The organism is Thermococcus sp. 21S9 (genome assembly GCF_012027635.1).
Classification (GTDB): Archaea; Methanobacteriota_B; Thermococci; order Thermococcales; family Thermococcaceae; genus Thermococcus.
On the sequence record NZ_SNUS01000001.1, the window covers coordinates 519,431 to 539,402 of the forward strand.

22 protein-coding genes and 3 tRNA genes are annotated in these 19,972 nt (G+C 55.2%); 9 read left to right on the forward strand and 16 right to left on the reverse strand.

Annotation, left to right across the window (positions count from 1 at the left end; genetic code table 11):
- Positions 1-34: 34 nt before the first annotated feature.
- Positions 35-1,963 (forward strand): S16 family serine protease, encoded by a 1,929-nt coding sequence (locus E3E28_RS03010; protein ID WP_167913972.1) that lies wholly within the window; start codon positions 35-37, stop codon positions 1,961-1,963.
- Here the strand turns inward: E3E28_RS03010 and E3E28_RS03015 are convergent.
- The 4 genes from E3E28_RS03015 to E3E28_RS03030 all read right to left on the reverse strand — a co-directional run bounded on the left by E3E28_RS03015 (position 1,960) and on the right by E3E28_RS03030 (position 5,087).
- Complete coding sequence (locus E3E28_RS03015; protein ID WP_167913973.1) at positions 1,960-3,225, reverse strand: phosphoadenosine phosphosulfate reductase family protein; 1,266 nt, start codon at positions 3,223-3,225, stop codon at positions 1,960-1,962. The genes E3E28_RS03010 and E3E28_RS03015 overlap by 4 nt on opposite strands.
- Positions 3,226-3,316: 91 nt before the next feature.
- Entirely contained in the window at positions 3,317-4,426 is a 1,110-nt protein-coding gene (locus tag E3E28_RS03020) for a M20 family metallopeptidase (protein ID WP_167915156.1), read from the reverse strand.
- Positions 4,413-4,964: a hypothetical protein gene (locus E3E28_RS03025; protein WP_167913974.1), complete on the reverse strand. Its 552-nt coding sequence runs from the start codon at positions 4,962-4,964 to the stop codon at positions 4,413-4,415. The genes E3E28_RS03020 and E3E28_RS03025 overlap by 14 nt, the downstream gene beginning before the upstream one ends.
- Before the next feature lie 45 nt (positions 4,965-5,009).
- Positions 5,010-5,087, reverse strand: a tRNA-Ala gene (locus E3E28_RS03030).
- Positions 5,088-5,240: 153 nt separating this feature from the next.
- On the opposite strand from E3E28_RS03030, the gene E3E28_RS03035 reads away from it, so the two are divergent.
- Entirely contained in the window at positions 5,241-5,990 is a 750-nt protein-coding gene (locus E3E28_RS03035) for a biotin/lipoate A/B protein ligase family protein (protein WP_167915157.1), read from the forward strand.
- On the opposite strand, the gene E3E28_RS03040 is transcribed toward E3E28_RS03035, so the two are convergent.
- Positions 5,987-6,625, reverse strand: a complete 639-nt coding sequence (locus E3E28_RS03040) for a hypothetical protein (protein WP_167913975.1) — start codon at positions 6,623-6,625, stop codon at positions 5,987-5,989. The genes E3E28_RS03035 and E3E28_RS03040 overlap by 4 nt on opposite strands.
- Positions 6,626-6,767: 142 nt before the next feature.
- Between E3E28_RS03040 and E3E28_RS03045 the strand changes: the two genes are divergently transcribed.
- A tRNA-His gene (locus E3E28_RS03045) sits at positions 6,768-6,844 on the forward strand.
- Positions 6,845-7,532: 688 nt separating this feature from the next.
- Here the strand turns inward: E3E28_RS03045 and E3E28_RS03050 are convergent.
- Positions 7,533-8,366 (reverse strand): DUF835 domain-containing protein, encoded by an 834-nt coding sequence (locus tag E3E28_RS03050; protein ID WP_167913976.1) that lies wholly within the window; start codon positions 8,364-8,366, stop codon positions 7,533-7,535.
- A gap of 79 nt (positions 8,367-8,445) precedes the next feature.
- On the opposite strand from E3E28_RS03050, the gene cobO reads away from it, so the two are divergent.
- Both cobO and E3E28_RS03060 read left to right on the forward strand, forming a co-directional pair.
- Positions 8,446-8,973 (forward strand): cob(I)yrinic acid a,c-diamide adenosyltransferase, encoded by a 528-nt coding sequence (cobO, locus tag E3E28_RS03055; RefSeq protein WP_167913977.1) that lies wholly within the window; start codon positions 8,446-8,448, stop codon positions 8,971-8,973.
- A 103-nt stretch (positions 8,974-9,076) separates the two neighbouring features.
- Positions 9,077-9,328: a UPF0147 family protein gene (locus tag E3E28_RS03060; protein ID WP_014122777.1), complete on the forward strand. Its 252-nt coding sequence runs from the start codon at positions 9,077-9,079 to the stop codon at positions 9,326-9,328.
- A gap of 17 nt (positions 9,329-9,345) precedes the next feature.
- Here the strand turns inward: E3E28_RS03060 and E3E28_RS03065 are convergent, their stop codons facing one another.
- The 4 genes from E3E28_RS03065 to E3E28_RS03080 are packed head-to-tail and all read right to left on the reverse strand — an operon-like array spanning position 9,346 to position 10,967.
- A complete protein-coding gene (locus E3E28_RS03065) occupies positions 9,346-9,903 on the reverse strand; it encodes an aldolase (RefSeq protein WP_167913978.1) in 558 nt (185 codons plus the stop codon).
- 10 nt (positions 9,904-9,913) lie between these two features.
- Positions 9,914-10,162, reverse strand: a complete 249-nt coding sequence (locus tag E3E28_RS03070; protein ID WP_167913979.1) for a type II toxin-antitoxin system HicA family toxin — start codon at positions 10,160-10,162, stop codon at positions 9,914-9,916.
- Positions 10,140-10,364 carry a type II toxin-antitoxin system HicB family antitoxin gene (locus E3E28_RS03075; RefSeq protein WP_167913980.1) on the reverse strand — a complete coding sequence of 75 codons (225 nt, stop codon included), beginning with the start codon at positions 10,362-10,364 and terminating at the stop codon, positions 10,140-10,142. The genes E3E28_RS03070 and E3E28_RS03075 overlap by 23 nt, the downstream gene beginning before the upstream one ends.
- 33 nt (positions 10,365-10,397) lie before the next feature.
- Entirely contained in the window at positions 10,398-10,967 is a 570-nt protein-coding gene (locus E3E28_RS03080) for a hypothetical protein (protein WP_342764499.1), read from the reverse strand.
- Positions 10,968-11,044: 77 nt separating this feature from the next.
- On the opposite strand from E3E28_RS03080, the gene E3E28_RS03085 reads away from it, so the two are divergent.
- Positions 11,045-11,122: transfer RNA gene (locus E3E28_RS03085), tRNA-Tyr, on the forward strand.
- Positions 11,123-11,263: 141 nt separating this feature from the next.
- On the opposite strand, the gene lrpA is transcribed toward E3E28_RS03085, so the two are convergent.
- A complete protein-coding gene (gene lrpA, locus E3E28_RS03090; RefSeq protein WP_167913981.1) occupies positions 11,264-11,689 on the reverse strand; it encodes an HTH-type transcriptional regulator LrpA in 426 nt (141 codons plus the stop codon).
- 61 nt (positions 11,690-11,750) lie between these two features.
- Positions 11,751-13,007: a 23S rRNA (uracil(1939)-C(5))-methyltransferase RlmD gene (rlmD, locus tag E3E28_RS03095; RefSeq protein ID WP_167913982.1), complete on the reverse strand. Its 1,257-nt coding sequence runs from the start codon at positions 13,005-13,007 to the stop codon at positions 11,751-11,753.
- 120 nt (positions 13,008-13,127) lie between these two features.
- Between rlmD and E3E28_RS03100 the strand changes: the two genes are divergently transcribed.
- Positions 13,128-13,343 carry an ArsR family transcriptional regulator gene (locus E3E28_RS03100; RefSeq protein ID WP_167913983.1) on the forward strand — a complete coding sequence of 72 codons (216 nt, stop codon included), beginning with the start codon at positions 13,128-13,130 and terminating at the stop codon, positions 13,341-13,343.
- Between the two features lie 45 nt (positions 13,344-13,388).
- Positions 13,389-14,216: a MinD/ParA family protein gene (locus tag E3E28_RS03105; protein WP_167913984.1), complete on the forward strand. Its 828-nt coding sequence runs from the start codon at positions 13,389-13,391 to the stop codon at positions 14,214-14,216.
- On the opposite strand, the gene pyrE is transcribed toward E3E28_RS03105, so the two are convergent.
- Entirely contained in the window at positions 14,178-14,726 is a 549-nt protein-coding gene (gene pyrE, locus E3E28_RS03110) for an orotate phosphoribosyltransferase (RefSeq protein ID WP_167915159.1), read from the reverse strand. The genes E3E28_RS03105 and pyrE overlap by 39 nt on opposite strands.
- Before the next feature lie 123 nt (positions 14,727-14,849).
- Between pyrE and E3E28_RS03115 the strand changes: the two genes are divergently transcribed.
- A complete protein-coding gene (locus E3E28_RS03115; RefSeq protein WP_167913985.1) occupies positions 14,850-15,635 on the forward strand; it encodes a PrsW family glutamic-type intramembrane protease in 786 nt (261 codons plus the stop codon).
- Here E3E28_RS03115 and E3E28_RS03120 read toward each other — a convergent pair.
- From E3E28_RS03120 to E3E28_RS03130, 3 genes are all read right to left on the reverse strand, one after another.
- Positions 15,619-17,298, reverse strand: a complete 1,680-nt coding sequence (locus E3E28_RS03120; RefSeq protein ID WP_167915160.1) for an ATP-dependent DNA ligase — start codon at positions 17,296-17,298, stop codon at positions 15,619-15,621. The two genes, E3E28_RS03115 and E3E28_RS03120, sit on opposite strands and share 17 nt — an antisense overlap.
- A gap of 48 nt (positions 17,299-17,346) precedes the next feature.
- Entirely contained in the window at positions 17,347-18,249 is a 903-nt protein-coding gene (locus tag E3E28_RS03125) for a pantoate kinase (protein ID WP_167913986.1), read from the reverse strand.
- 68 nt (positions 18,250-18,317) lie between these two features.
- Positions 18,318-19,925 (reverse strand): Na+/H+ antiporter NhaC family protein, encoded by a 1,608-nt coding sequence (locus E3E28_RS03130; protein WP_167913987.1) that lies wholly within the window; start codon positions 19,923-19,925, stop codon positions 18,318-18,320.
- Positions 19,926-19,972: the final 47 nt, after the last annotated feature.

Consider the following 19,972-nt stretch of genomic DNA (forward strand, 5'->3'; position numbering starts at 1 on the left):
TTTGGCTTCTCTAATTCTCCAAACGGGTGAAAGGATGAAGAGAGCGGTCGTTTTAGTTCTGGCAGTGCTCCTTCTGCTCCCGTTAGCAACGCCAGTGATGGCCCAGTGTCCGAGCGAGGGACACACTGTGATAATGCACGCTCCCGCGGTTGCCAAGACCTCAACCGGCGAGCTGACAGGAGTTGTCACCGAGTTCGTGATTACAGTGACGCCGGGACACGGACACGTGTACATAGAGACGTGGCCACTGGCACAGGTTGACATGCAGGCCAGCGCGAGACTCGCGGCTCAAGTCGCGGGAAGGGTTCTAGGGGTCAACATGAGCCACTACGACGTTTTTATTCAGGTTCGCGCGAACACATCAATCATCGGCGGTCCCTCAGCAGGAGGAACTATGACCGTCGGCATCATCGCCGCCCTTATGGGATGGAAGATTAACCCCAATGTCATGATGACGGGAATGATTAACCCGGACGGCAGTATCGGTCCAGTTGGTGGAATCCTTGAGAAAGCCGCTGCAGCTCACGAAGCGGGCGTCAAGCTCTTCCTGATTCCAGAGGGCCAGAGGATTCAGTACGTCCAGGAGACCCAGAAGAAGGAGGTCGGCGGTGTCATTGAGATAAACACCGAGACCAAGCCGGTTGACGTCGTCAAGTACGCGGAGGAGCGCTGGGGTCTCAAGGTCGTTGAGGTCAAGGACATATACCAGGCCGTCTACTACTTCACCGGCCACAAACTGCCGAGGCCCAAGGCTCCCGAGAACGTTAAGATTGACACCTCGTTCCTCAAGAACGACGCCCTGAGCGACTACAAGAACACAACCGAGTACTACCAGAGGGTTATGAAGGAACTGAAGGAGAGCAACGTCGGCTATGACACATACATGACGCTCCTGACGGCCCTCACCAACGCGGGTCAGCTACTGAACCAGTCAAAGGAATACATAAACGAGGGCATGTACTACACCGCCCTGAGCAAGGACTTCCAGGCGAGGATAGTGATAAGGCACGTTGACTGGTACCTCAAGACGAACACGCCCCAGCAGGTTGAAGAGCTCCTGAAGAACACGAGCAAGACAATTAAGAGTGCCGAAGCCTACGTCGAGAACCAGAGCATACGGGGAATCACCATGCTCCAGGCAGTGGCGGCAGCCGAGCAGAGGGTTGAGGACGCGAAGAGCAGTCTCGACCAAGCGTGGAAGTCCTACTACTCAGGCGACTACTGGGACGCGATAGGAAAGGCGGCCTACGCCTACGAAAGGGCAAAAACCGCAATCCTGTGGACGGACCTTGGAAAGCGCTTCGCCAAAGGCGAACCAATCAAAAAGGACCTCATCCGGACAACGGCAAGGGACTACATAGACGAGTCCGACCTGATAGTTGCCTACATCGAGTCCATGTACGGCGACGTCCTCGGCAACAGCCTCACCGATACAATAGAGAAGGCCCAGCAGTACTACGACGACGGCAAGTACTCGGCGGCGCTGTTCACGGCCATGCAGGCGCGCGTTCAGGGCGAGGTCTTCCTTGACACACTCGCGATAACCAACTGGACCGTGCTCATGGACAAGCTCAACATGGTCAAGGGCGATGCCAAGACCGCGATAGGAATCGCAGAGGAGAAGGGAGTAACTCCGATACTTGCCATAGCCTACTACGAGTTCGCCCAGAGCTTTGAGGAGCTCGCGAAAAAGAACCAGAGCATCGACGACCTCCAGACGGCGATGACCTTCTACATGTACGCCAAGGAAACCGCGAACCTGTTCCTCTCAACGCCTCTCAATCCGGTTCCAAAGGTGCCAGCCGGGAACTCAACGATTCCTGAGGTAAGCGTCCCGACTGCAACCAGCTCCCCAGCCCAGAGTTCCACCGGCTCTGCAACGGGCGAGGCAGACTACGGGCTCATCGGCCTCTTCGCGATAGTTGCCTTCGTCGTCGGTCTGGCGGTTGGAAGGAAGCTTTAGCCCGGAAGGGCCTTCACTCCCCTCTTCTTTAACAGCTCGACCTCCCACTCGGCAAGGCTCGGGCAGACGGTACAGCCGAGACGGTAGAAACCCTCGTAGTAGAGCGGATGAAGCTTAAAGCCCCTCATGAGTATGAAGAGCTGAACCATGAACCCGCTCCAGAACTTTATCGGCATGGCCTCAAGGATTCTTCCGAAGTCCGTCTTCCTTTCAACAACCGGTGGTTTAAGCCGTCTCCTCGCGCTCTCCCCGTCCCTGTCCCCAACGAGGAGAACCGGGTTTTCAAACTCCGAAACGACCGAATAGAGGGCCTCAACCTTCTTTTTGGTGCACCAGCGGTTCCGATGGGTCGGCATGCCGTATTTTTCGATGGGCATCGGGACGTCGACGCGAATAAGGTTTATCCCGAGCCTTTTCGCGAGCTCCTCGACATATTCGTCCGTCCCGGGCATCTCGTACTCCATTCTGACGTAGACCGCCGTAACCTCGTCGAAAACTTCCTTCGCTAAAATAAGTGTGGCCGTCGAGTCCTTCCCCCCGCTCCACGGAACGACGATGTCGTAGTCCTCAAAAGCCCTGAGGAAAGCCTTCGATGCGCTGGCAAAGGCCTCTATGTATTCCCTGTTGGCAGAGATGAGCGAGTCAAGGGAAACGTCCTCGGTGCAGGGACACCTCCAGAGGACCTCCGTCGGAAAGCCGAGCTTCTTGCTCACCTCGGCAACCTTGTTCGGGCCGGAGTAATAGACCTCCTGGTTCATAGTCTTCCTCAGAACGAGCGAGTTCTCGCCGAGCTCGACGTCGAGGAGAGAGCGCATGGCCTTTCTGAAGCCGTCGCCAATGGCTAAGTAAATGTCGTAGTCCGGGTTAATTTCGATGCCGAAGGGGTTCTCGGGGTTGAGGGCGTAAGTGCCATTCCACTCGATGCCGAGGCGAAAGCGGGCCTTTATCTCCTCGATGTGAGAGTAAAGCTCGTCAACGCGCATGTTCCTAACGCGCTTCGTCCTCAGAACCCTCGCGTAGAAGGGCTTTCCGGACTCCCTTAGAACCGGCAAAAGCTCCTCCATGAGGTCTTTCTCCTTCTCGCCGAGGAGGAGAACCGGGATGTAAGGCCCTTCAAGAACCCTCTCAAGGTTCTCAATGACGTCCTCCTTGGTTCTGCCCCCGCCGAGGCTCTCAACCCTCAGAAAGCCCCCGTAGTTTCTCTCGTTTATGTAGCTTAGAGCCTTCGCGTCCTTTCTGGCCCGGGCTATGAGCGCGAACATGGAAGGGGTTAAAAGGGGGAAGCTTAAAAGTCTTCGCGCCGATGAGGAAAACTCCCTGCCCTGAGCCGTGATGAGACCGGCTTTACCGAGGCTACACCAGCGACGCGAGGAACGCTCTGTAAACCTCCTTCACCCTTCTCATCGACGAAACGCTCACCCACTCGTCGCTTGCGTGCCAGTTGCCCCCTTCCGGCCCGAAGACGAAAGTGGGCTTGCCGAGGTAGGTCGCGAAGTAGTTGAAGTCGCCGACGCTCCTGCCGTAGGTCACCTCCGGGTCGAGGCCCGTTACAGAGAAATACGCCCTCTTGAACAGTCGAACCTCGTGGAGGTTCTCCCTAATCACGTAGGGGAGCATGTCCGGCGTTGGCCTCGGGAACTTCTCGATTTCGAGCTCAGCTTTAACGCCAACCCTGTCCGCAAGCTTTCTCAGCTCGGCCTCAACGCGCTCCCAGTCCTCGCCCACGACGGTGTGCCTGTCGATTATCGCCTCCGCATAGTCAGGAACGCTCAGTCCGTCGGCTTCGCCGTTCATGTAGAGCGTGCAGTACGAGCCCCTGCCGAGCTTTATGTGGCTCTTCGTTTTTATCCGCCCAAGGTTCGAAACGAGCTTCGCCAGCTCCTCGATGGCGTTTACTCCCAGCCCGGGCCTTGCGGCGTGGGCCTTCTTTCCCTTGGCCCTAACTGTGATTACGAAGCGCCCCCTCGCGCCGAGCATCAGCCTCTCACGTGTCGGCTCCGCCACGAGAACCAAATCGGCGTTCTCAAGCTTTCCGCTCTTTATCAGCCCCCACGTTCCGCGCGAGTAACCTTCCTCGTCGCTGACGGCGGTGAAGATTAGGTTCGGCCTCTCCCGCTTTGAAAGCTCGCCCATCTCAATGAAGAGGCTCAGCAGAACAGCCAATCCGGCTTTCATGTCCGCGCTTCCAAGGCCGTAGAAGCGGTCACCGTCAAGCTCGCCCTTCGGGTTCCTCGTCCAGCCCGGCGAGAGGTTCACTGTGTCCATGTGGCCGTTGAGCACTACCGTTAGGCCCCTGCCGGGGAGATATGCCAGCACGTCGTCGCCAAAGCCCTCAACAGGAAGTGTTTCAACATCGAAGCCATGCTCCTCCAGCAGGGACGCTATGAAACGCGAGATTTCCCCTTCCCTGCCGAAGGGAGACTCGATGGCAACGAGCTTTTTGAGGAGTTCAAACTCGTCCATCCCTATCACCAACCAGTTCCTTAACAAACTCTGAAAACCTTGCCTTTCGCTCAAAACGCTTGGCTTTTTCCAGCTCACTGCGTAGAACAGATAGGTTGCCTTCGATTTCAGCTGACAGGTCCTCCAGAAGGGCCCGCATATCGGAGTCTTCAACCTTCTGGGCGAGGTACCTTGAGGCCCTTAGCTGAAGCTCCTCCAGTTTTATAGCCTCTGTGAGCGCTGTAATATAATCCTCAACCGTCTCGAGAGGCATGTCAACGGGCTCCCCGGAGGTTTCAGAGGATATGGCCTCAGGATACAGCTTGAGGGCAATCCTGCAGAGTTCTTCAACCTGACGGCCCTTGGTCTCAACGAACCGGGAGAACTTTATACGCCCGTATCCCTTTGGAAGGGACTCACGCATCGTTGCGTACACCGCCAGAACCCGCCTTGATGTGGAGATTAGGTAACCCATGACATCTTCCGGGGGAAGACGGGACACAATCCTCAGCAACTCCATCGGGTCGTCGGACTCAAAAAACTCCTCACGGGAGCCCATGGCATCACCATAGAGAGTTGGAGAAGGTGCGTAAAAACGTTTTGTTGGTGGACCGGGCGGGATTTGAACCCGCGGCCTCCGCCTTGCGAGGGCGGCGCTCGTACCAGGCTGAGCTACCGGCCCACTCCCGGTTATAGTGGAGTGCCCGGGGTTTTAAAAAGTTTTGGTATGTCCATCGCTCAGGGGTGACCGCTCTCATCACCCCCTCAGGAGGGCTTGGGCGTCATCATCGCTGGGCTTAAAAACTCGCCGGACCTTTTAACCCTGGTGGTTGAGATGCGCTTCATCCCGCTCATCGTCGCAAGGCCGGAGGTTCAGATGGCGATAGACGAGGCGATAATGATTGCCAGAATCGAGGGAAGGGTTCCCGACACGGTAAGGCTCTACGCCTTCTCGCCGAGCTCCGTAACGATAGGTCGCTTCCAGAGTGTAAGGCATGATGTCAACCTTGAAGAAGCCAGAAAGCTCGGCATTCCCGTCGTGCGCAGGATAACCGGCGGAGGAAGCGTCTTCCACGATGAGTTCGGCGAGATAACCTATTCGGTCGTCGTTGGTGAAGACCTTCACCCGGCTTTGAGGAACGTCGAGACGAGCTACCGCTATCTGGCTGGCCCGCTTGTGGACGCTTTAGAGAACCTTGGCCTTAAAGCGGGCTTCTCCGGGCTGAACGACATCGTCGCCAACGGGAAGAAGATAAGCGGTTCGGCGCAGACGAGGAGGAAGGGGGTAATCCTTCAGCACGGGACGTTCATGTATGCAACGAGGCTTGAAATCCTTGGGAAGGTGTTAAGGGTTTCTAAGGCGAAACTCGCTGACAAGGGCGTTTCGAGTATCTGGGAGCGCGTTACAACCCTGGAGCGCGAGGGAATAAAGCTGAACCGCTGGGAGGCCTACGAGCTGTTGAGGGAGAGCTTTTTCAACGCCTTCGAGCTTGAGGAGGGCGAGCTGACCGATTACGAGCTTGAGCTGGCGGAAGAACTCATCGAGAAGCGCTACGGAAATCCAGAGTGGAACGAGATGCGTTAAGGGAGCTCCCATTTCTCACTTATTCCAAACTCCCTCGCCAGCTCGTAGAAGAGTTCGTCCTCGCCGAGCTCCTCTCTGAGCTTCTCAAAGTTCTTCATAAGCCTCGGAAGCCTGCCCTTCGAGCGTCTCAACATCGAGTTGCCGATTTCGAGGGCGAAGCGCAGGTAGTCGTCGCTGGCCATTACCCTCCCGTCCCTGCCGAGTGGGGCGGTTAGATACTCGGTGGCGTTTATCTCGACGAGGTAGCGGTTGGAGATTACCTTGAAGGTCGTGTACTTGAAACCGCTGGCAAGGCCCAGCTCGTGGAGCCTCTTTGCTTTTTCAAGGTCCTCAGCGACAACGTGGAAAATCGGGGGCTGGCTCTTGAGGAATATCAGTCCCTCCTTGGCATTCTCCAGGGCCTTCTTGGCCTCGGGAAACGTCATCTCGCGATGAACCTTAATCAGCCACCTGCTCAGGGGTTTTGCTCCTAAAGCGGGCTCCTCGATGATTCCTATTCTGCCGGAGCAAGAGCTCGTCGTGTAGATTCCCCTGATGGAGTTGATGAGCAGGAGGAGGTCTATTATGTCCTCGTCAACCTTACCCTCTCTCATCGCCGTGAAGAGGCTGACCAGCGCTTCCCGCTTTGCCTTCATTCCCCGGCCCCCGGTGAGGTTTTCAATCGGTGTTTAACTGCACGCGCGCCCTAATCTCGGGTGAAGGCGGGATTTGCCACCTCTGCTCCCGCCATCTGACGAAAACTTTATAAAGCTAACCCAAAAGCTTAAGCTGGACGTGGCCGGGGTGGTGTAGCCTGGTCAGCACAGGGGACTGTGGATCCCCTAGCCCGGGTTCAAATCCCGGCCCCGGCCCCATAACAGCCCTTTCTGACGAAAGCGCTGGCGGAAAATTGGGTGCTTTTTTGAAATTCAACAGGTTGCAAGGAGTTTCTTTTTGACTTGCTTTTTCAAGAGTGTTTCATTTCCCAAACGGCGTCCTTCGGACGCCAAAAATGAGTTGAAACTGTTTCACTGGGTCCCTTTAATGTTAAACTTGCGTTGAACTCTCCAATTCGAGAGTGCACGACTGGTTTTTTGCTCGTTGGTGAAAAGGGCACTCTTTGGTCAAACTTTGCGCAGGCGAACAAACTTTACTTAGCAAAGTTTGACCAAGGTTTGTAGCTCCTTTTTAGAGGCTACGTTTTGGGAGATTTTCTTATCTAATGGCTGTTTGGAGCATGAGAACTTTATCAACTTGCTCTTCTGTTGTTGGTTTAACTTTAAACCGACGCCCGGAGGGCGTCAGGGAAGGTAAACCCCTTTGAGAGGGTTGTTTTGGTTGGTTCTCTATTGTAAAGCTCGATTTTACAGGCAAAATCTGCTCTACTTGGGCCGTTGGGTAAAGAGCTACTAACTTTTGGTGAAGCTTTTTCCAAAAGCTTCAGCGCTGGCGGAGAAACTTTTCTTGTGAAAAGTTTCATCAAAATTAGGCATGCTTTCTGAGAGGGTTCGTCTCCGTAAAGGGGTTTGCTTCTAATTTTCGAGCTGACGGATAATGTTTCACTCATCCCTTGCTGAGCATCTTCTCAAGCTCTTCGATGGGTTTTAGCTCGGAGACCAGCATGTTGAACGTCTTCTCATCGAGGGCTTCCCTCTCTATTGAGACGAGCAGGATTCCCCTGTTGAGAGTCGCAAGGTCCCGCAGGCTGGCTATAAACTTCAAAACGCTCTCGGGCTTGTTCTCAAGGAGAAGGTACTCCACACAGTCAATGAGTATGACCTTATCCAGGTTCGTTGATTCGAGGAACGTCTTGAGGTTCTCAAGGAGGTAGGGAAGCCTCGTCGGGTCGACAGCCTCGTCGTGTTTGACCTTTGAGACCCATAGAACAGGGACTATTTTCAAGCCGAGCCTCGAGCGGAAGACCTCCGGAGGGTCACGGGTGACCGCTATTCCAGGGAGGTGCCTGTGCTTGGTCAGCTCTACGAAGAGTTGCTCCGCTTTCTCACTGCTTCCCCAGTAGGCCCCGTATGCTATCTCCTGGCTCGGCTCCGTTGCTATTGGCACGATGATGTACTGACCCCTTGCAAATGGCAGGTACAGCATCACGGAGGAGAGGAACAGCAGGAGGGCCCCGATGGTCAGGAGAATCGACCTGACGATTACGTACGTCTCGTTGCCGTAGAGAACCGAAGTCCGAAGGAGCACCCCTATAAACTCGGCAACGACGACGAGAACGAAGGCACCGATGAGGAGGTTGAAGACACGGGTGAAGTACTTAACCCGAAGGTTCTGTTTGACGCTCTTCTCGACGGTGAGCAACATTATGACTATGGCAAGGGAGAGCAGTAAGACAGTGAGGTCCCTGAGGAAGTAACCCAGCGAGAGCACGTGAAGCATGTATGTACGTTGATGCACAGGTTTTTAACGGTTTCGTGGGATTTTTAAAGGGTTGGAGGATTTATCCATGGTGGTTCCGATGTCATGGAAGGAGAAGCTTGGTTTAGTCCATATTTACACCGGAAACGGAAAGGGTAAGACAACCGCCGCGTTCGGTCTGGCCGTTAGAATGCTCGGCTCCGGCGGAAAGGTCGCGATAGTTCAGTTCATGAAGGCCCCGAAGGTCTACGGTGAGCAGAAGAAGATTGAGGAGTGTGGGGCCTTGATAGAGTCCTTCGGCCTGCCAAAGTTCGTTCACGGGAAGCCGGAGCCAGAGGACATAGAGGCCGTTAAGAGAGCCCTCGCGAGGGCGAAGGAGCTCGTTTCAAGCGGTGAATGGGATTTGGTGATACTCGACGAAATCTGCGTTGCCCTCGGCTTCAACATGCTGGACGTGGAGGAAGTCAAGGGACTCATAAAGAGCAAAGCCCCGAAAACCGAGCTCGTCCTAACTGGTCGCTACTGTCCGGAGGAGCTGTTCGAGCTGGCCGACTACGTCACGGAGATGAGGGATGTAAAGCACCCGTACCAGAAGGGAATCGTCGCGAGGAGAGGCGTTGAATACTGAAGTCCACTTCAAGAACCGAAAAGCTTTTTAGTTAGGAAAGCTTAAGATAAGCCGGGGAGATTTTAGTAACAATTTTTTAGGATAATCGAAAGGGGGTGATAGAATGAGCGAGCTGATTCAGCAGATTGTTCAGGTTCTCAAGGAGCAGGTCGTTCAGGACACCGTCGTTCCCAGGAACATAAGGCGCGCCGCCGAGCAGGCAATAGAGGTTCTCCTCGACGAGAGCAAGGAGCCCGCGGTTAGGGCGGCCGATGCCATAGCCATTCTCGAGGAGATTAGTGAGGACCCAAACATGCCCATGCACACCAGGACCATAATCTGGGAGGTTCTTGGAGCACTTGAGCAGGTTAAGTGAGCCTTTGATTTTTCCGCTCATTTCCTGCTCAGGTACCAGAGCTTGGCGCTCTCCTCGACCAGCTCCGCCTTGTAAAAAGCTTCCCTCAGGCTTTTTCCGACGGTCACGATTCCGTGCTTCGCCATTAACACCGCGTCCGCTTTCTTCAACGCCTCTGCCGTGACTTCTGCCAGCTCCTCAGTTCCAGCGGGTCTGAAGGGCGCTATCGGAATTCTCCTGAGGTAGATTTCCGCCTCGGGCGTTATTATCGGCAGTTCGCCTTCGAGGAGGGTCGAGGCAACTATCGAGTAAGGCGGGTGAAGGTGGGCTATTGCCCTAACGTCCGGCCTGATTCTGTAAATCGCAAGGTGGAGCCTGTACTCGGAGGAGGGCCTAACGCCAGAGCGCTGGTTCCCGCCGAGGTCTATCACGGCCACCTGCTCCTCCGTCATCTCGTCCATCACCGCCCCGGTCGCCTTGATGAACACCAAATTCCCGACGCGGACGCTCAGGTTCCCGCCGAAAGCGGCGGTTAAACCGCGCTCGTGGGCCTTCCTCGAGTAGAGGACGAGCTGGCGTTTTGCTATTCGGCTCATGGGAATCACCTCATATCTCTTTCAGCATATCAATGAGTTCCTCCTTGGGTATTCCATTCCAAAGGGCAACCTTGTTTAAAATGTCGTTCAATGTACCCTTTGCGATTTCTCGGTGATACGGGACCGTTATCTTATGGGTCCCCACTGGGGTTTGCTTTTCGAGCCTAACGTGACTACCCCGCTGTCTCACAACGCGATATCCAAGCTTTTCGAGGAGCTTTATCAGCTTTTCCCCACTAACTACTGGCAGTCTGCTCAACGCGGGACACCTCGAATTGGGATAGCGTTAGAACAACGATTTCCTCTCCCCTTTCGATTTCGTCTTCGAAGTGTACCTCAACGGCCTCCCTTATGTTTTCCATGAGTTCATCGAGAGTCTTTCCCTGGGTGAAGATGTCATCGTCTATGCCCTTGGCGCACCAGTACTCACCGTCGAAATATACCTCGAACTTGACTATCATGCTCTCACCGTCTGTTTTTCGTTGGCACGGTACTTAATCTTTGACCTTAACCCCGTAACCGCAGTCCAGACAGAGAGCCTTCTTACCGCGCCACGCGAGCTCACCGCCACAGAGGGGGCACGTGTCAAGGTTTCCGGCATCTTTCCAGCGCTCGAAGGTTTCGCTATCAATGACGAGGTAAACCCCGTCCTTTTCCTCCTCGAAGTCACCCAGAACTGGATTGCTTTCGAGCTCTTCCGTCTCAAGGTTCACTATCACCGGCTCAAGGCCGATGTTGCCCTCGTACTCCAAATCGTTCGCGGGCAGTATCTCAAGGATTAGCGAGTTGAGCTTTCTGTCGTGGTACGCTATGACCTCAAGCGCGTCGCTAACCTCTCCGCTCGCTGGGATTACGTCAACGACCAAACTTTCCCTCGGGAAGAGCAGTACTACGACGTCCCTGCTCCTGAAGAGTGCCAGGCCCTTTCCAGTGTAGAGCTCTTCAAGGCCGAGCTCCTTCAGAAATTCCCTGACCTCGTCTCCGCTTGGAAGGCGCTTTTCCGTGACCATGACGTCCATCATCTTCTTCGCGAGTGGAACCGCGACGGTTATCGGCTCCATTATCTCCCCCACCGCTGAAGTTCGGGGGAAAAATTTATAAACCTGCCCCGGGGATAATGGTTCGGGCCAAGCAGTAGGGTCCCGCGGTAGCCTAGCCTGGGAGTGGCGGCGGACTGTAGATCCGCAGGTCCCCGGTTCAAATCCGGGCCGCGGGACCACCAGAATTCTAAGCGCTTCTTGAAGTCTTAACAACAAAAATCGCTGAATGGCGTTTTAATTCGTCGTTCTCTGAGAAACATATAAAAGGGCGTTTAAAAACTGCCTAACGGTCCAAAAGTGGAAAGAAAAATCCCCTCGGTTCACTTCATCCTCTCAAGGATTATCGCGGGGCAGACCTTGGTGACGCCCTCAATCCTGCCGATTTTGTTGGAGATTATGTCGGAGAGGTCCTCGCCGTCCTTGGCCCAGACCTCGGCCATTATCATGTGGTCACCGCTCGTGAGGTAGACGTGCCTCACGAAGTCGAACTCCTTGAGCTTGCTCGCGACCTCAAAAATCTTCTCCGGCTTGGTGTCTATCCCGGTTATGCTCACGAGGTTGTAGCCAAGCTTGGAGGGGTCAACCACTATCGTGTACTGCTTGATTACCCCTGCTTCTTCAAGTGCCTTGACTCGTTTCCTAACAGCGGTCTCGCTTATACCGAGCACCTTCGCTATCTCGGTGAAGGGCGTCCTTGCGTCCTTGGTGAGCATATCAAGTATAATCCTATCCCTCTCGTCCAGCATAATCCACCACCTAAGTTCTAATTACGCACCCATCCCTTATTAAGGTATCGGTCTTTTTGGTTCAACTATCGAACTTCTTTAATTCAACGACGGCCTCGACGTGGGGCGTGTGCGGGAACATGTCGAGACCGACGGCGCTTTCGACGCGGTATTTCTCCTCCAGCGCGGAAAGGTTTTCGGATAGCGTTTTCGGGTTGCAGGATACGTAGATTAGCCTCTCAGGTTCGTCTTTTAAGATTTTCCGGATTAGCTTCGGATGGAGGCCCGCCCTCGGCGGGTCGACTATCACGGTGTCGTAGTTTGAGAGGTCCTCCACGTCCCTATCGCTCCCCACCCTGAACTGGGCGTTTACCCCGTTCAGCTCGGCGTTTTTGTTGGCCATCTCAACCGCGAAGGGGTTAACTTCAATTCCCTCAACGGCAAAGCCCCTTCTGGCGAGGTAAACGCCGAATGTGCCGACGCCCGAGTAGAGGTCAAGGACTTTCTCACCGTCTGCAAGCTCCGCCACTTTCCGGACGAGGTTGACGGCCTGATAGCTGTTGGTCTGGAAGAAGCTGTTGGGATGTATGAGGTAAACCACGTCGTCGAGTTTTTCCCGCATGAATGGCTCGCCCCAGAAGCGCTCGACGTCGCCGTAGGAAACGTCGCTCTCGCTCCTGTTGACGCTCCAGTAGAGCGATGTGGCGAAGGGGAAGTAGTCAGGAAAGGACTCCGGGAGGGTTCCCTCCTTCGTCACGAGGTTCACCATGAGCTCGCCGGTAAATTTCCCCTCGCGAATGACGACGTAGCGCAGAAAGCCCTCGTTCTTCCGTATGTCATAGAGCGAAAGCTTCTCGTCTTCGATGAACTCCCGCAGGGCTTTCAAAACTTTTCCGCTCGCCTCGCCGAAGACGGGGCACTCGTCTATATCAACCGCCTCCCACCACGTCCCGTATCGCCTGAACCCTATCCCAGTTGTCGAAATGACAACATCAATTCTGTTTCTATGGCTGTATATCTTTGGTGAGGGAATAACCTCGACGTCAAGACCGAGATACTTTGAGAGTTTTGATGCCTTAAAGCGGAGCTGTTCATCATAGGGCAGGTGCTGGAGCAGACAGCCACCGCATCTCCCGAAGTAGGGACATTTCGGTTTGATTCTGATTTCAGATGGCTCGACTAGCTCAAATTCAGTCGCTATGAGCTTTCTCTTTTTTCTCCTCCACTTCCTGACTTCCACGAGGTCCCCGGGTGCCGTGTGCGGGACGAGGATTTCCCGCTTTCCCGCCCGAAGAACGCCAAGCCCATCGTCGCTAAGCCTTTCGATAACTCCCCTCATGGCCGGCGATGCTCGAGATTGCTTATAAACCTGCCCATTTATGGCCGTTTGTACGTTCGCCAAAACTGTCCACGGAAGGTTTATTTAGTTCGAGAGCGTACTATTATCGGTGCCGGGTTCATGTTCGGGCGCCGTAAGGATATAGTCTATAAGGTTTTGGCAACCAAGAAGAGGGCCGTTGCCCTGCAGAACCTCAGCGCGGAGCTTGAAACGCCCGCTCCGGCCCTGCTCAAGACCGTTCGGGAGCTGGAGTCCGAGGGCCTCGTTGAGGTCTTCTACGGCCGTGATAAGGCGGCCATCATGGTGAAAGCCAAGACGCTTGAGGACTATATTTGACCTTCAATCATTTTCTTTGAATCAACGGGACTGGAGAAATGCTTTATGGTTGCGATAGTTGTTACTGGGCGAGGCGGGGCCGGGAAGACGACGATGACGGCGAACTTATCGACGTACTTCTCCGGCATGGGGCTTCAAACCCTCGCGATAGACGGCGACCTTTACCTTCCGAAGCTCGCCTTTCACTTCGGGATATACAACCCGATAACGAACCTCCACACCCTTCTGAAGAATGAGGACTCAAAACTTGAGGAGTCCATATACCGGGATGTAAGAACGGGCGTTGACGTTCTCCCGGGGAGCTCAAAGCTCTACGACATCCTCGACATAGACCAGCGACGGCTCAGACAGATAGTCATGGACGTGCAGGCGAGGTATGACGTCACCCTCATTGACTCCCCGGTAGGAATTCCCTTCGACACAATCTCCACCTTTAGGCTGGCCCAGTATCAGCTAATCATAATCGAGGTGGAGAGGGGGCCAATCCACTCCTTTCACAGGATGGTGGAGAACGAGGTCGAGAAGCTCAAGGCCCTCGGCGAGGCCTACGGCCTAAAGGTCGGCGTGCTGATAAACAAGGTTCGCGAGGCCGAGCCCGTGATAGACGGCATAGTGAACTTCCTGGAGGGTAGCTTTGACGTCCCTGTGGTGGGTATAGTTGCACACGACCCGGCGGTTCCCGCGAGCCAGAACGAGGGAATCCCCGTTATAGCGTTTTCACCGCACGCAAGGGCGTCAAAGGATATAACGACCGCGGGGAAAGTCCTGAACGAGTGGGTCTTCGGAAGAAGGGAAAAGAAGGGCTTCTGGGAGAGGATAAAGGAGGCGTTCTTCTCAATCTTTCATGGAATTCCTTCTGGCAAAAAGTTCTGAGACGTTAACGAGGGGCTCAAAAAGGTAACCGCTGAGGTTTTCCTTAGCACCTTCCTCCCTGTCCACGACAACGAGGATAGCCGATACTTTCGCCCCCTGGCTCTCAAGAACCTTCGCCGAGCGGAGGACGCTTCCTCCCGTCGTTGTCACGTCCTCGACGAGGAGAACTCTCTCTCCAGGCTTCACCTCACCCTCAATCTGACTGCCCGTGCCGTGTCCCTTCGGCTTTTTCCTGACTATCACGAGGGGTTTTCCAGTTTCGAGCGAGAGGGCAGTTGCTATTGGAACCGCGCCGAGCTCCGGACCGGCAACGCGGTCGAATTCAACTCCAAGTTCCTCGGCTTTCTCCTTCATGAGTTCGGCGATGAGTTTCAGAGCTTGGGGATTCGTGATGAGCTTCTTGACGTTGATGTAGTAGTCGCTCTCCTTTCCGGAGGTCAGAACGAAGCGACCGAAGAGAATCGCCCCCTCCCTGAAGAAGGCCTCGATGAGCTCGTCTTTCTTTCCCATTGAAACCACCGGTGGGTTTTGGCAGAGTCTCTTAAAAATGTGATGGAATTAAAGGCCAAATTGACACGAAACAATCAACCGAAAACCTTAAGTTACCACTATCAAAAGTTAGCCGGTGGTCGAATGATTGGTGAACTGCTCGTTGTCGGCTACGTACTCATCGCGCTCGCGGTTGGGGTTAGCGTGTTTCTCAAAACACTGTCCTGGCTCTCGGAGACGGACAGGGCAATATTCCCCTTACCACTCCGCTCGGTCGTGGGATGGGGAATTCTGGCGTTCTTGGTTGCCCTCACCCTTGAGGGCCTCGCATTATACCCGTTTTGGGGTACTCCCACGGCCCTCCTAATCCTCGCCCTCGTGGTGGGTCCCATCGAGGAAGGGGCAAAGCTAATTCCATTCATCGCCAAAAAGGACGAGAGCGTACTGACCAGGTGGCACCTCACCATAAAGACGGCCCTGGCCTTCGGCTTCATAGAGGCGGTCATGTACTTCATACTCCTCGTCTCGATGGGGAACCTAATCGGCGCCCTCTTCAGGACGATAGTCATCATGTTCCACGTTGCCTGGACAGCGATAGCACTGGAAGAGGCTCTCAGGGGGTCCCTCGCGAGGGGCTACCTCAAGGCGTCCATCATCCACAGCCTCTATGATGCACCCCTCCTGCTGTTGTACACCAGCGGAGCCCTTGCGGGCGTCGTTGCCCTCGTAAGCGTTGTTGTTCTCGTGTACCTCCACAACTCCGTTGATGGTGCCTTCGAATTCGCGGTGAGCTACGCGAGGAAAGCCGTTGCTCGGAGGTCTGACGTTGATAACGCCGAGGAGTACTCGGAAGAAACGCCGATGGAAAACGGTGAGAGGGCGGAAAATAAAGAAGAGGAGGACTCTTGGGAACTCACCTCTTCGCCTTGAACCTCTCCTGGAGCTCGTAGAGCTGGGCAACCCTCTCTATGGTATCGGCCTCCTCCGGGCTTTTATCTTCCCTCAAAGCAACGTAGCGTGGGAAGCGAAGCGCGAAACCGCTCTTGTACTTGGGGCTCTTCTGTATCTCCTGATACGTTACTTCGATGACGACCTTGGGCTCAATCTCGACGAACTTGCCCTCTTCACGGACAATCAGGGGCTTGAGCATCTTGGTGAACTCGACCAAATCTTCATCGGTGAAACCGCTTCCAACCTTGCCCACAGGGACGAACTCACCGCTCTCGGGGTCGTACGCCCCCACGAGGAACGAGCCGAGCAGGTGCGCGCGCCTTCCCTCGCCCCACTCCGCTCCGATAATGACGAGGTCGAGGTTCTCCATCGTGGGCTTAATCTTCAGCCACTTCTTACCACGGTTTCCTGGCTCGTAGACTGAATCTAGCCTCTTCGCCATCAGACCTTCGTGACCGAGCTCGAGGGCCCTCTTGTAGAACTCCTCGGCCTCGTCGACCTTCTTCGTAACGAGCTGTTCGGCGAGCTTTATCTTATCGCCCTCCTCGACGTTCTCCTCGAGCTTCCTCCTCCTCTCGGCGAACTTCGTGTCGATGAGGCTCTCCCCATCAACGTAGAGGATGTCGAAGAGGTTGAGCTCGAGCGGAATCTTCTCAATCATCTCCTCGATGTTGTACTTCCGCCTAAAGCGTCTCAGGACGTACTGGAATGGCCTCGGTCTACCGTTCTCTCCGACCGCAACAAGCTCGCCCTCGACTATGACCTTAGAAGGCTTCAGCGAGGCCTTTACAGCTTCAACTATCTCGGGAATCGAGCGTGTGACGTTCTCAAGCCTCCTCGAGTAGATTATCACCTTATCCCCGTCGCGATGGATCTGAACTCTCGCCCCGTCGTACTTAATCTCGAAGGCCGCTTCACCGCCCATCTCTATCAGGGCTTCCTTGACGCTGGTGGCGTTTTGGGCGAGCATCGGCCTTATCGGCTTCCCAATCTGTATGCTGACCTTTGAGAGCCCCTCGTTCCCCTCGAGCTTCGCTATTTTAGTCACGTAGCCGAAGTCGCTCGTGAGCATGTAGGCCCTCTCGACGAGCTCTGGCTTCACCTTGAAAGCTTCTGCTATGGCATCGCGCAGGATTCCCTCGGCGACGCCGGTTCTCATCGTCCCGAGGACGGTTCTTGCCAGGTACTTCCCCTCCTCGGGCGTCGCGTCCATGAAGAGGTTGGCCAGGTACTTCATCTTCCTGTCCTGGCTTCCCTCTCCGCTCGCCTCGGCGACCTTGACAAAGGTGCTGTAGACGCGCTTTATCGTGAGGGGCTGGCTGAAGAAGCTCTTCTGCTTCCTCTTCTTGAGGGCCAAGGCCACGCTCTCGCCTAAATCTCCGGTGTCCTTAATCGAGTTCTCGATTTCCTTCTCGGGGACGCCGGTTGCCATCGAAACGGCCCTTATGAGAAGTTTTTCCCCGACGCCAAGCTCGCGTTCGTCCCAATCGGGGAAGACCTTGCCGAGAATCAGGTAGGGAACTATCTCGAGCAAATCATCGGGCGTTTTCTTGAGGAAGTCCGCGACGAATTTGGTCTTGAGCGTTTTGAGCGTGGTCTTCTCCAGCCTCCGGTAGAGTTCGGCCAGCTCGGAGTACCTCATGTCACCCACTCTCACCACCGAAACCAATACGGCGAGGGGGATAAAAGGTTAGCCCACCCACCTCCCGACCTTCGGCTTCCCCTCGTGGATTTCGGCAACGTCGTACGGAACATCAAGGTCAGCCAGAAGGGCCTTCGCGTTTTCAAGCTCCTTCTCCTGAACGAGCGCAAAGAGGCCCTTCCCGAGCATTATCATTGAGCTCGGGTTCTTCAGGACCCTGTCGAGCTCCCCCGCCAGTTCAAGGAGCTCGCCGGTGAGCAGACCCGTCCTCTCGGCGAAAGCCCTCGCCAAGACCATGAGCCTCTCGGGCGTTGGCTCCTTCAGGAGTTCCTCCAGAGCCTTCCTTCCCTCGATTTCTATCGCCCTCACCATGTCGCCGTCGAGAACCTCTTTAGTCGAGAGCTTCCCGAGGGGAACTACAAGAACGCGGTAGTCCTCGAAGAAGAGGTTGTCAACGACGCCGATTCCCGGCCCGCCGGCTCTAAGGCGGACTTCAATTCCCCCGGCGAGCTGGGCAATGACGTCGCCGAGACCTCCCCTGTGGGTCACCTCGGCTTCATGCGCTATCTGAGATGCCTTAAGCCACGTTCCCCCGAAGGCGTAGCTCAGCGCTAAAGCCGTGCCGAGGGCACCGCCGGCGCTGTTGCCGAAGCCGTGGCCGTTGGGGAAGTCGAAGTACTGCCATATCTCGACCTCGCCGAGGAAATCGGAAGGAACGAGCCTTTCGGCGACGGAGTAGCTGATTACCGCATCTTCCCTCTTCACGGGCTCGCCGTTAAAGGCGATGTGGATATGTCTCTCCAGCGTTCCGGTCTCTATGCTCGCGAGGACGTTTGTTCCCTTGTCAAGGTTGATTCCAGCGCCGAGGGAGCCAGCCTTGAGCGGGTCCTCGTGAAAGACGGGGACGAAGAAAGCCGTTATGTGGGCGGGAACGAATGCCCTGATGAGCATCACGACACCTCCAGAAGGAGTTGAGCCGGGCTTTTAAAAGGGTTTAGAAGGGGCAAAGAAAGAAAGAGTCACTCTTCGACCACGTATATTGGGACTTTGCCGTGCGGAACGCCGTACTTCTTGCCGTACCACTCGCTGAGGACGTACCAGGCTATTATGAGCAGTACGAAGCCTATGCCAAGCAGGATGAGGGCGTTCCTGAGGCCAAGGCCGAAGAGCACGTAGAGCACGAGGCCGACGCTGGAAGCGGTTACGGCGTAGGGTATCTGGGTCGTAACGTGGTCTATGTGGTCGGAACCGCTGAACATCGAACTCATGATTGTTGTATCGCTTATCGGGGAGCAGTGGTCGCCGAAGATACCACCGGCAAAGACGGCACCGATGCTGGCGAAGACCTCCGGACCGACGTTTCCGGTGACTCCATAGGCGAGGGGTATCGCTATCGGGAGCATTATGCTGAAGGTTCCCCAGCTGGTTCCCGTTGTGAAGGAAATGAACATCGAGATGAGGAACACTATCAGCGGAACCCAGCCTCCGCTGACTCCGGCGCTCTTGGCCAGGTCAACGATGTACGGCGCGGTTCCGACGGCGTCGGTGGCGCTCTTGATACTCCAGGCGAGGAGCAGTATCGTGTTGGCTATGACCATCTGCTTCATACCGCGGATTATGGCGTCCTCAGCTTCTTCAATCGTCATCTGCCTAGTCGCGAGGACGAGGGCGAACGCGACGACGACCATTGAGAAACTGCCCCAGAGCAGTGCGAGGGCTGAATCGGAGTTTCCAAGGACGTTCATGAGCCCGCCTTCGGTGTAGGCCTCGCTTCCTCCTCCGGTGTACCACATTCCGTACAGGGTAACGAATATCAGCGTGAGTATCGGCCATATGAAAATGTGTACGCTTCCGCCCTCCTTGGGCTGTCCAAGGTCAACCTCGGTTGTCATCAACGGCTTTGCACCGTCGCGGAGAACCTTCCCGGTGGTCCTGGCGCGCATTTCGGCCTTGAGCATGGCACCGTAGTGCCTGTGGAAGAAGGCCACGAGGAACACGAGGATTATCGCCAGAATCGAGTAGAACCTGAAGGGAACGCTGTGCATCCATGCGCCGTAAGCTCCTCCGACCGAGGTCAAATCAACGTTGAGCTTGTTGAAAGAGTCCCCTATGAGGCCGACCTCGTAACCAATCCACGTTGAGACGACCGCTATTCCCGCGACCGGCGCGGCTGTTGAGTCGTCTATGTACGCCAGCATCTCCCTGGAAACGCGCGTCCTGTCGGTTATGGGCCTCATGGTGTTTCCGACGATGATGGTGTTGGTGTAGTCGTCGAAGAATATCAGCACGCCAAGGAGCCAGCCCATGACCGAAGCTCCCCTGCTCGTCCTTACCTTACTCGCCAGGGCGCGTCCAACGGCAAAAGCACCGCCGGACTTGTATATCAGCCCAACGCCCGCACCAATCAGGAAGTCGAATAGCAGTATCTTAACGTTCCAATCGTCGGTGGCGTTTCCAACAATCCAGTCCAGGGTCTGAGTTGTTCCCGCTATTGGGTTCCATCCCGAGGCCATGACTCCTCCAATCCATACACCTGCGAACAGTGCGAGAATAACCCTCTTCGTCCATATTGCCAGAACAATCGCAACCAGCGGTGGAAGCAGGGACAACACTCCAAAGTCCGTCACGATTTTTCACCTCCGGAAATTCAACCCCGAAGTTTCTTCGATATATA

Coding starts and splice junctions, on each gene's coding strand:
- E3E28_RS03125 (WP_167913986.1), bottom strand. CDS start 18,249: ATGCTCATCAGGGCATTCGTTCCCGCCCACATAACGGCTTTCTTCGTC.
- pyrE (WP_167915159.1), bottom strand. CDS start 14,726: ATGGGAAAGAAAGACGAGCTCATCGAGGCCTTCTTCAGGGAGGGGGCG.
- E3E28_RS03105 (WP_167913984.1), top strand. CDS start 13,389: ATGGTTGCGATAGTTGTTACTGGGCGAGGCGGGGCCGGGAAGACGACG.
- E3E28_RS03065 (WP_167913978.1), bottom strand. CDS start 9,903: ATGAGCCGAATAGCAAAACGCCAGCTCGTCCTCTACTCGAGGAAGGCC.
- E3E28_RS03015 (WP_167913973.1), bottom strand. CDS start 3,225: ATGTTCGCGCTCATAGCCCGGGCCAGAAAGGACGCGAAGGCTCTAAGC.
- E3E28_RS03120 (WP_167915160.1), bottom strand. CDS start 17,298: ATGAGGTACTCCGAGCTGGCCGAACTCTACCGGAGGCTGGAGAAGACC.
- E3E28_RS03040 (WP_167913975.1), bottom strand. CDS start 6,625: ATGAAGGCAAAGCGGGAAGCGCTGGTCAGCCTCTTCACGGCGATGAGA.
- rlmD (WP_167913982.1), bottom strand. CDS start 13,007: ATGAGGGGAGTTATCGAAAGGCTTAGCGACGATGGGCTTGGCGTTCTT.
- E3E28_RS03010 (WP_167913972.1), top strand. CDS start 35: ATGAAGAGAGCGGTCGTTTTAGTTCTGGCAGTGCTCCTTCTGCTCCCG.
- E3E28_RS03060 (WP_014122777.1), top strand. CDS start 9,077: ATGAGCGAGCTGATTCAGCAGATTGTTCAGGTTCTCAAGGAGCAGGTC.
- E3E28_RS03115 (WP_167913985.1), top strand. CDS start 14,850: ATGATTGGTGAACTGCTCGTTGTCGGCTACGTACTCATCGCGCTCGCG.
- E3E28_RS03020 (WP_167915156.1), bottom strand. CDS start 4,426: ATGGACGAGTTTGAACTCCTCAAAAAGCTCGTTGCCATCGAGTCTCCC.
- E3E28_RS03050 (WP_167913976.1), bottom strand. CDS start 8,366: ATGCTTCACGTGCTCTCGCTGGGTTACTTCCTCAGGGACCTCACTGTC.
- E3E28_RS03025 (WP_167913974.1), bottom strand. CDS start 4,964: ATGGGCTCCCGTGAGGAGTTTTTTGAGTCCGACGACCCGATGGAGTTG.
- lrpA (WP_167913981.1), bottom strand. CDS start 11,689: ATGCTGGACGAGAGGGATAGGATTATACTTGATATGCTCACCAAGGAC.
- E3E28_RS03035 (WP_167915157.1), top strand. CDS start 5,241: ATGCGCTTCATCCCGCTCATCGTCGCAAGGCCGGAGGTTCAGATGGCG.
- E3E28_RS03075 (WP_167913980.1), bottom strand. CDS start 10,364: ATGATAGTCAAGTTCGAGGTATATTTCGACGGTGAGTACTGGTGCGCC.
- cobO (WP_167913977.1), top strand. CDS start 8,446: ATGTCATGGAAGGAGAAGCTTGGTTTAGTCCATATTTACACCGGAAAC.
- E3E28_RS03100 (WP_167913983.1), top strand. CDS start 13,128: ATGTTCGGGCGCCGTAAGGATATAGTCTATAAGGTTTTGGCAACCAAG.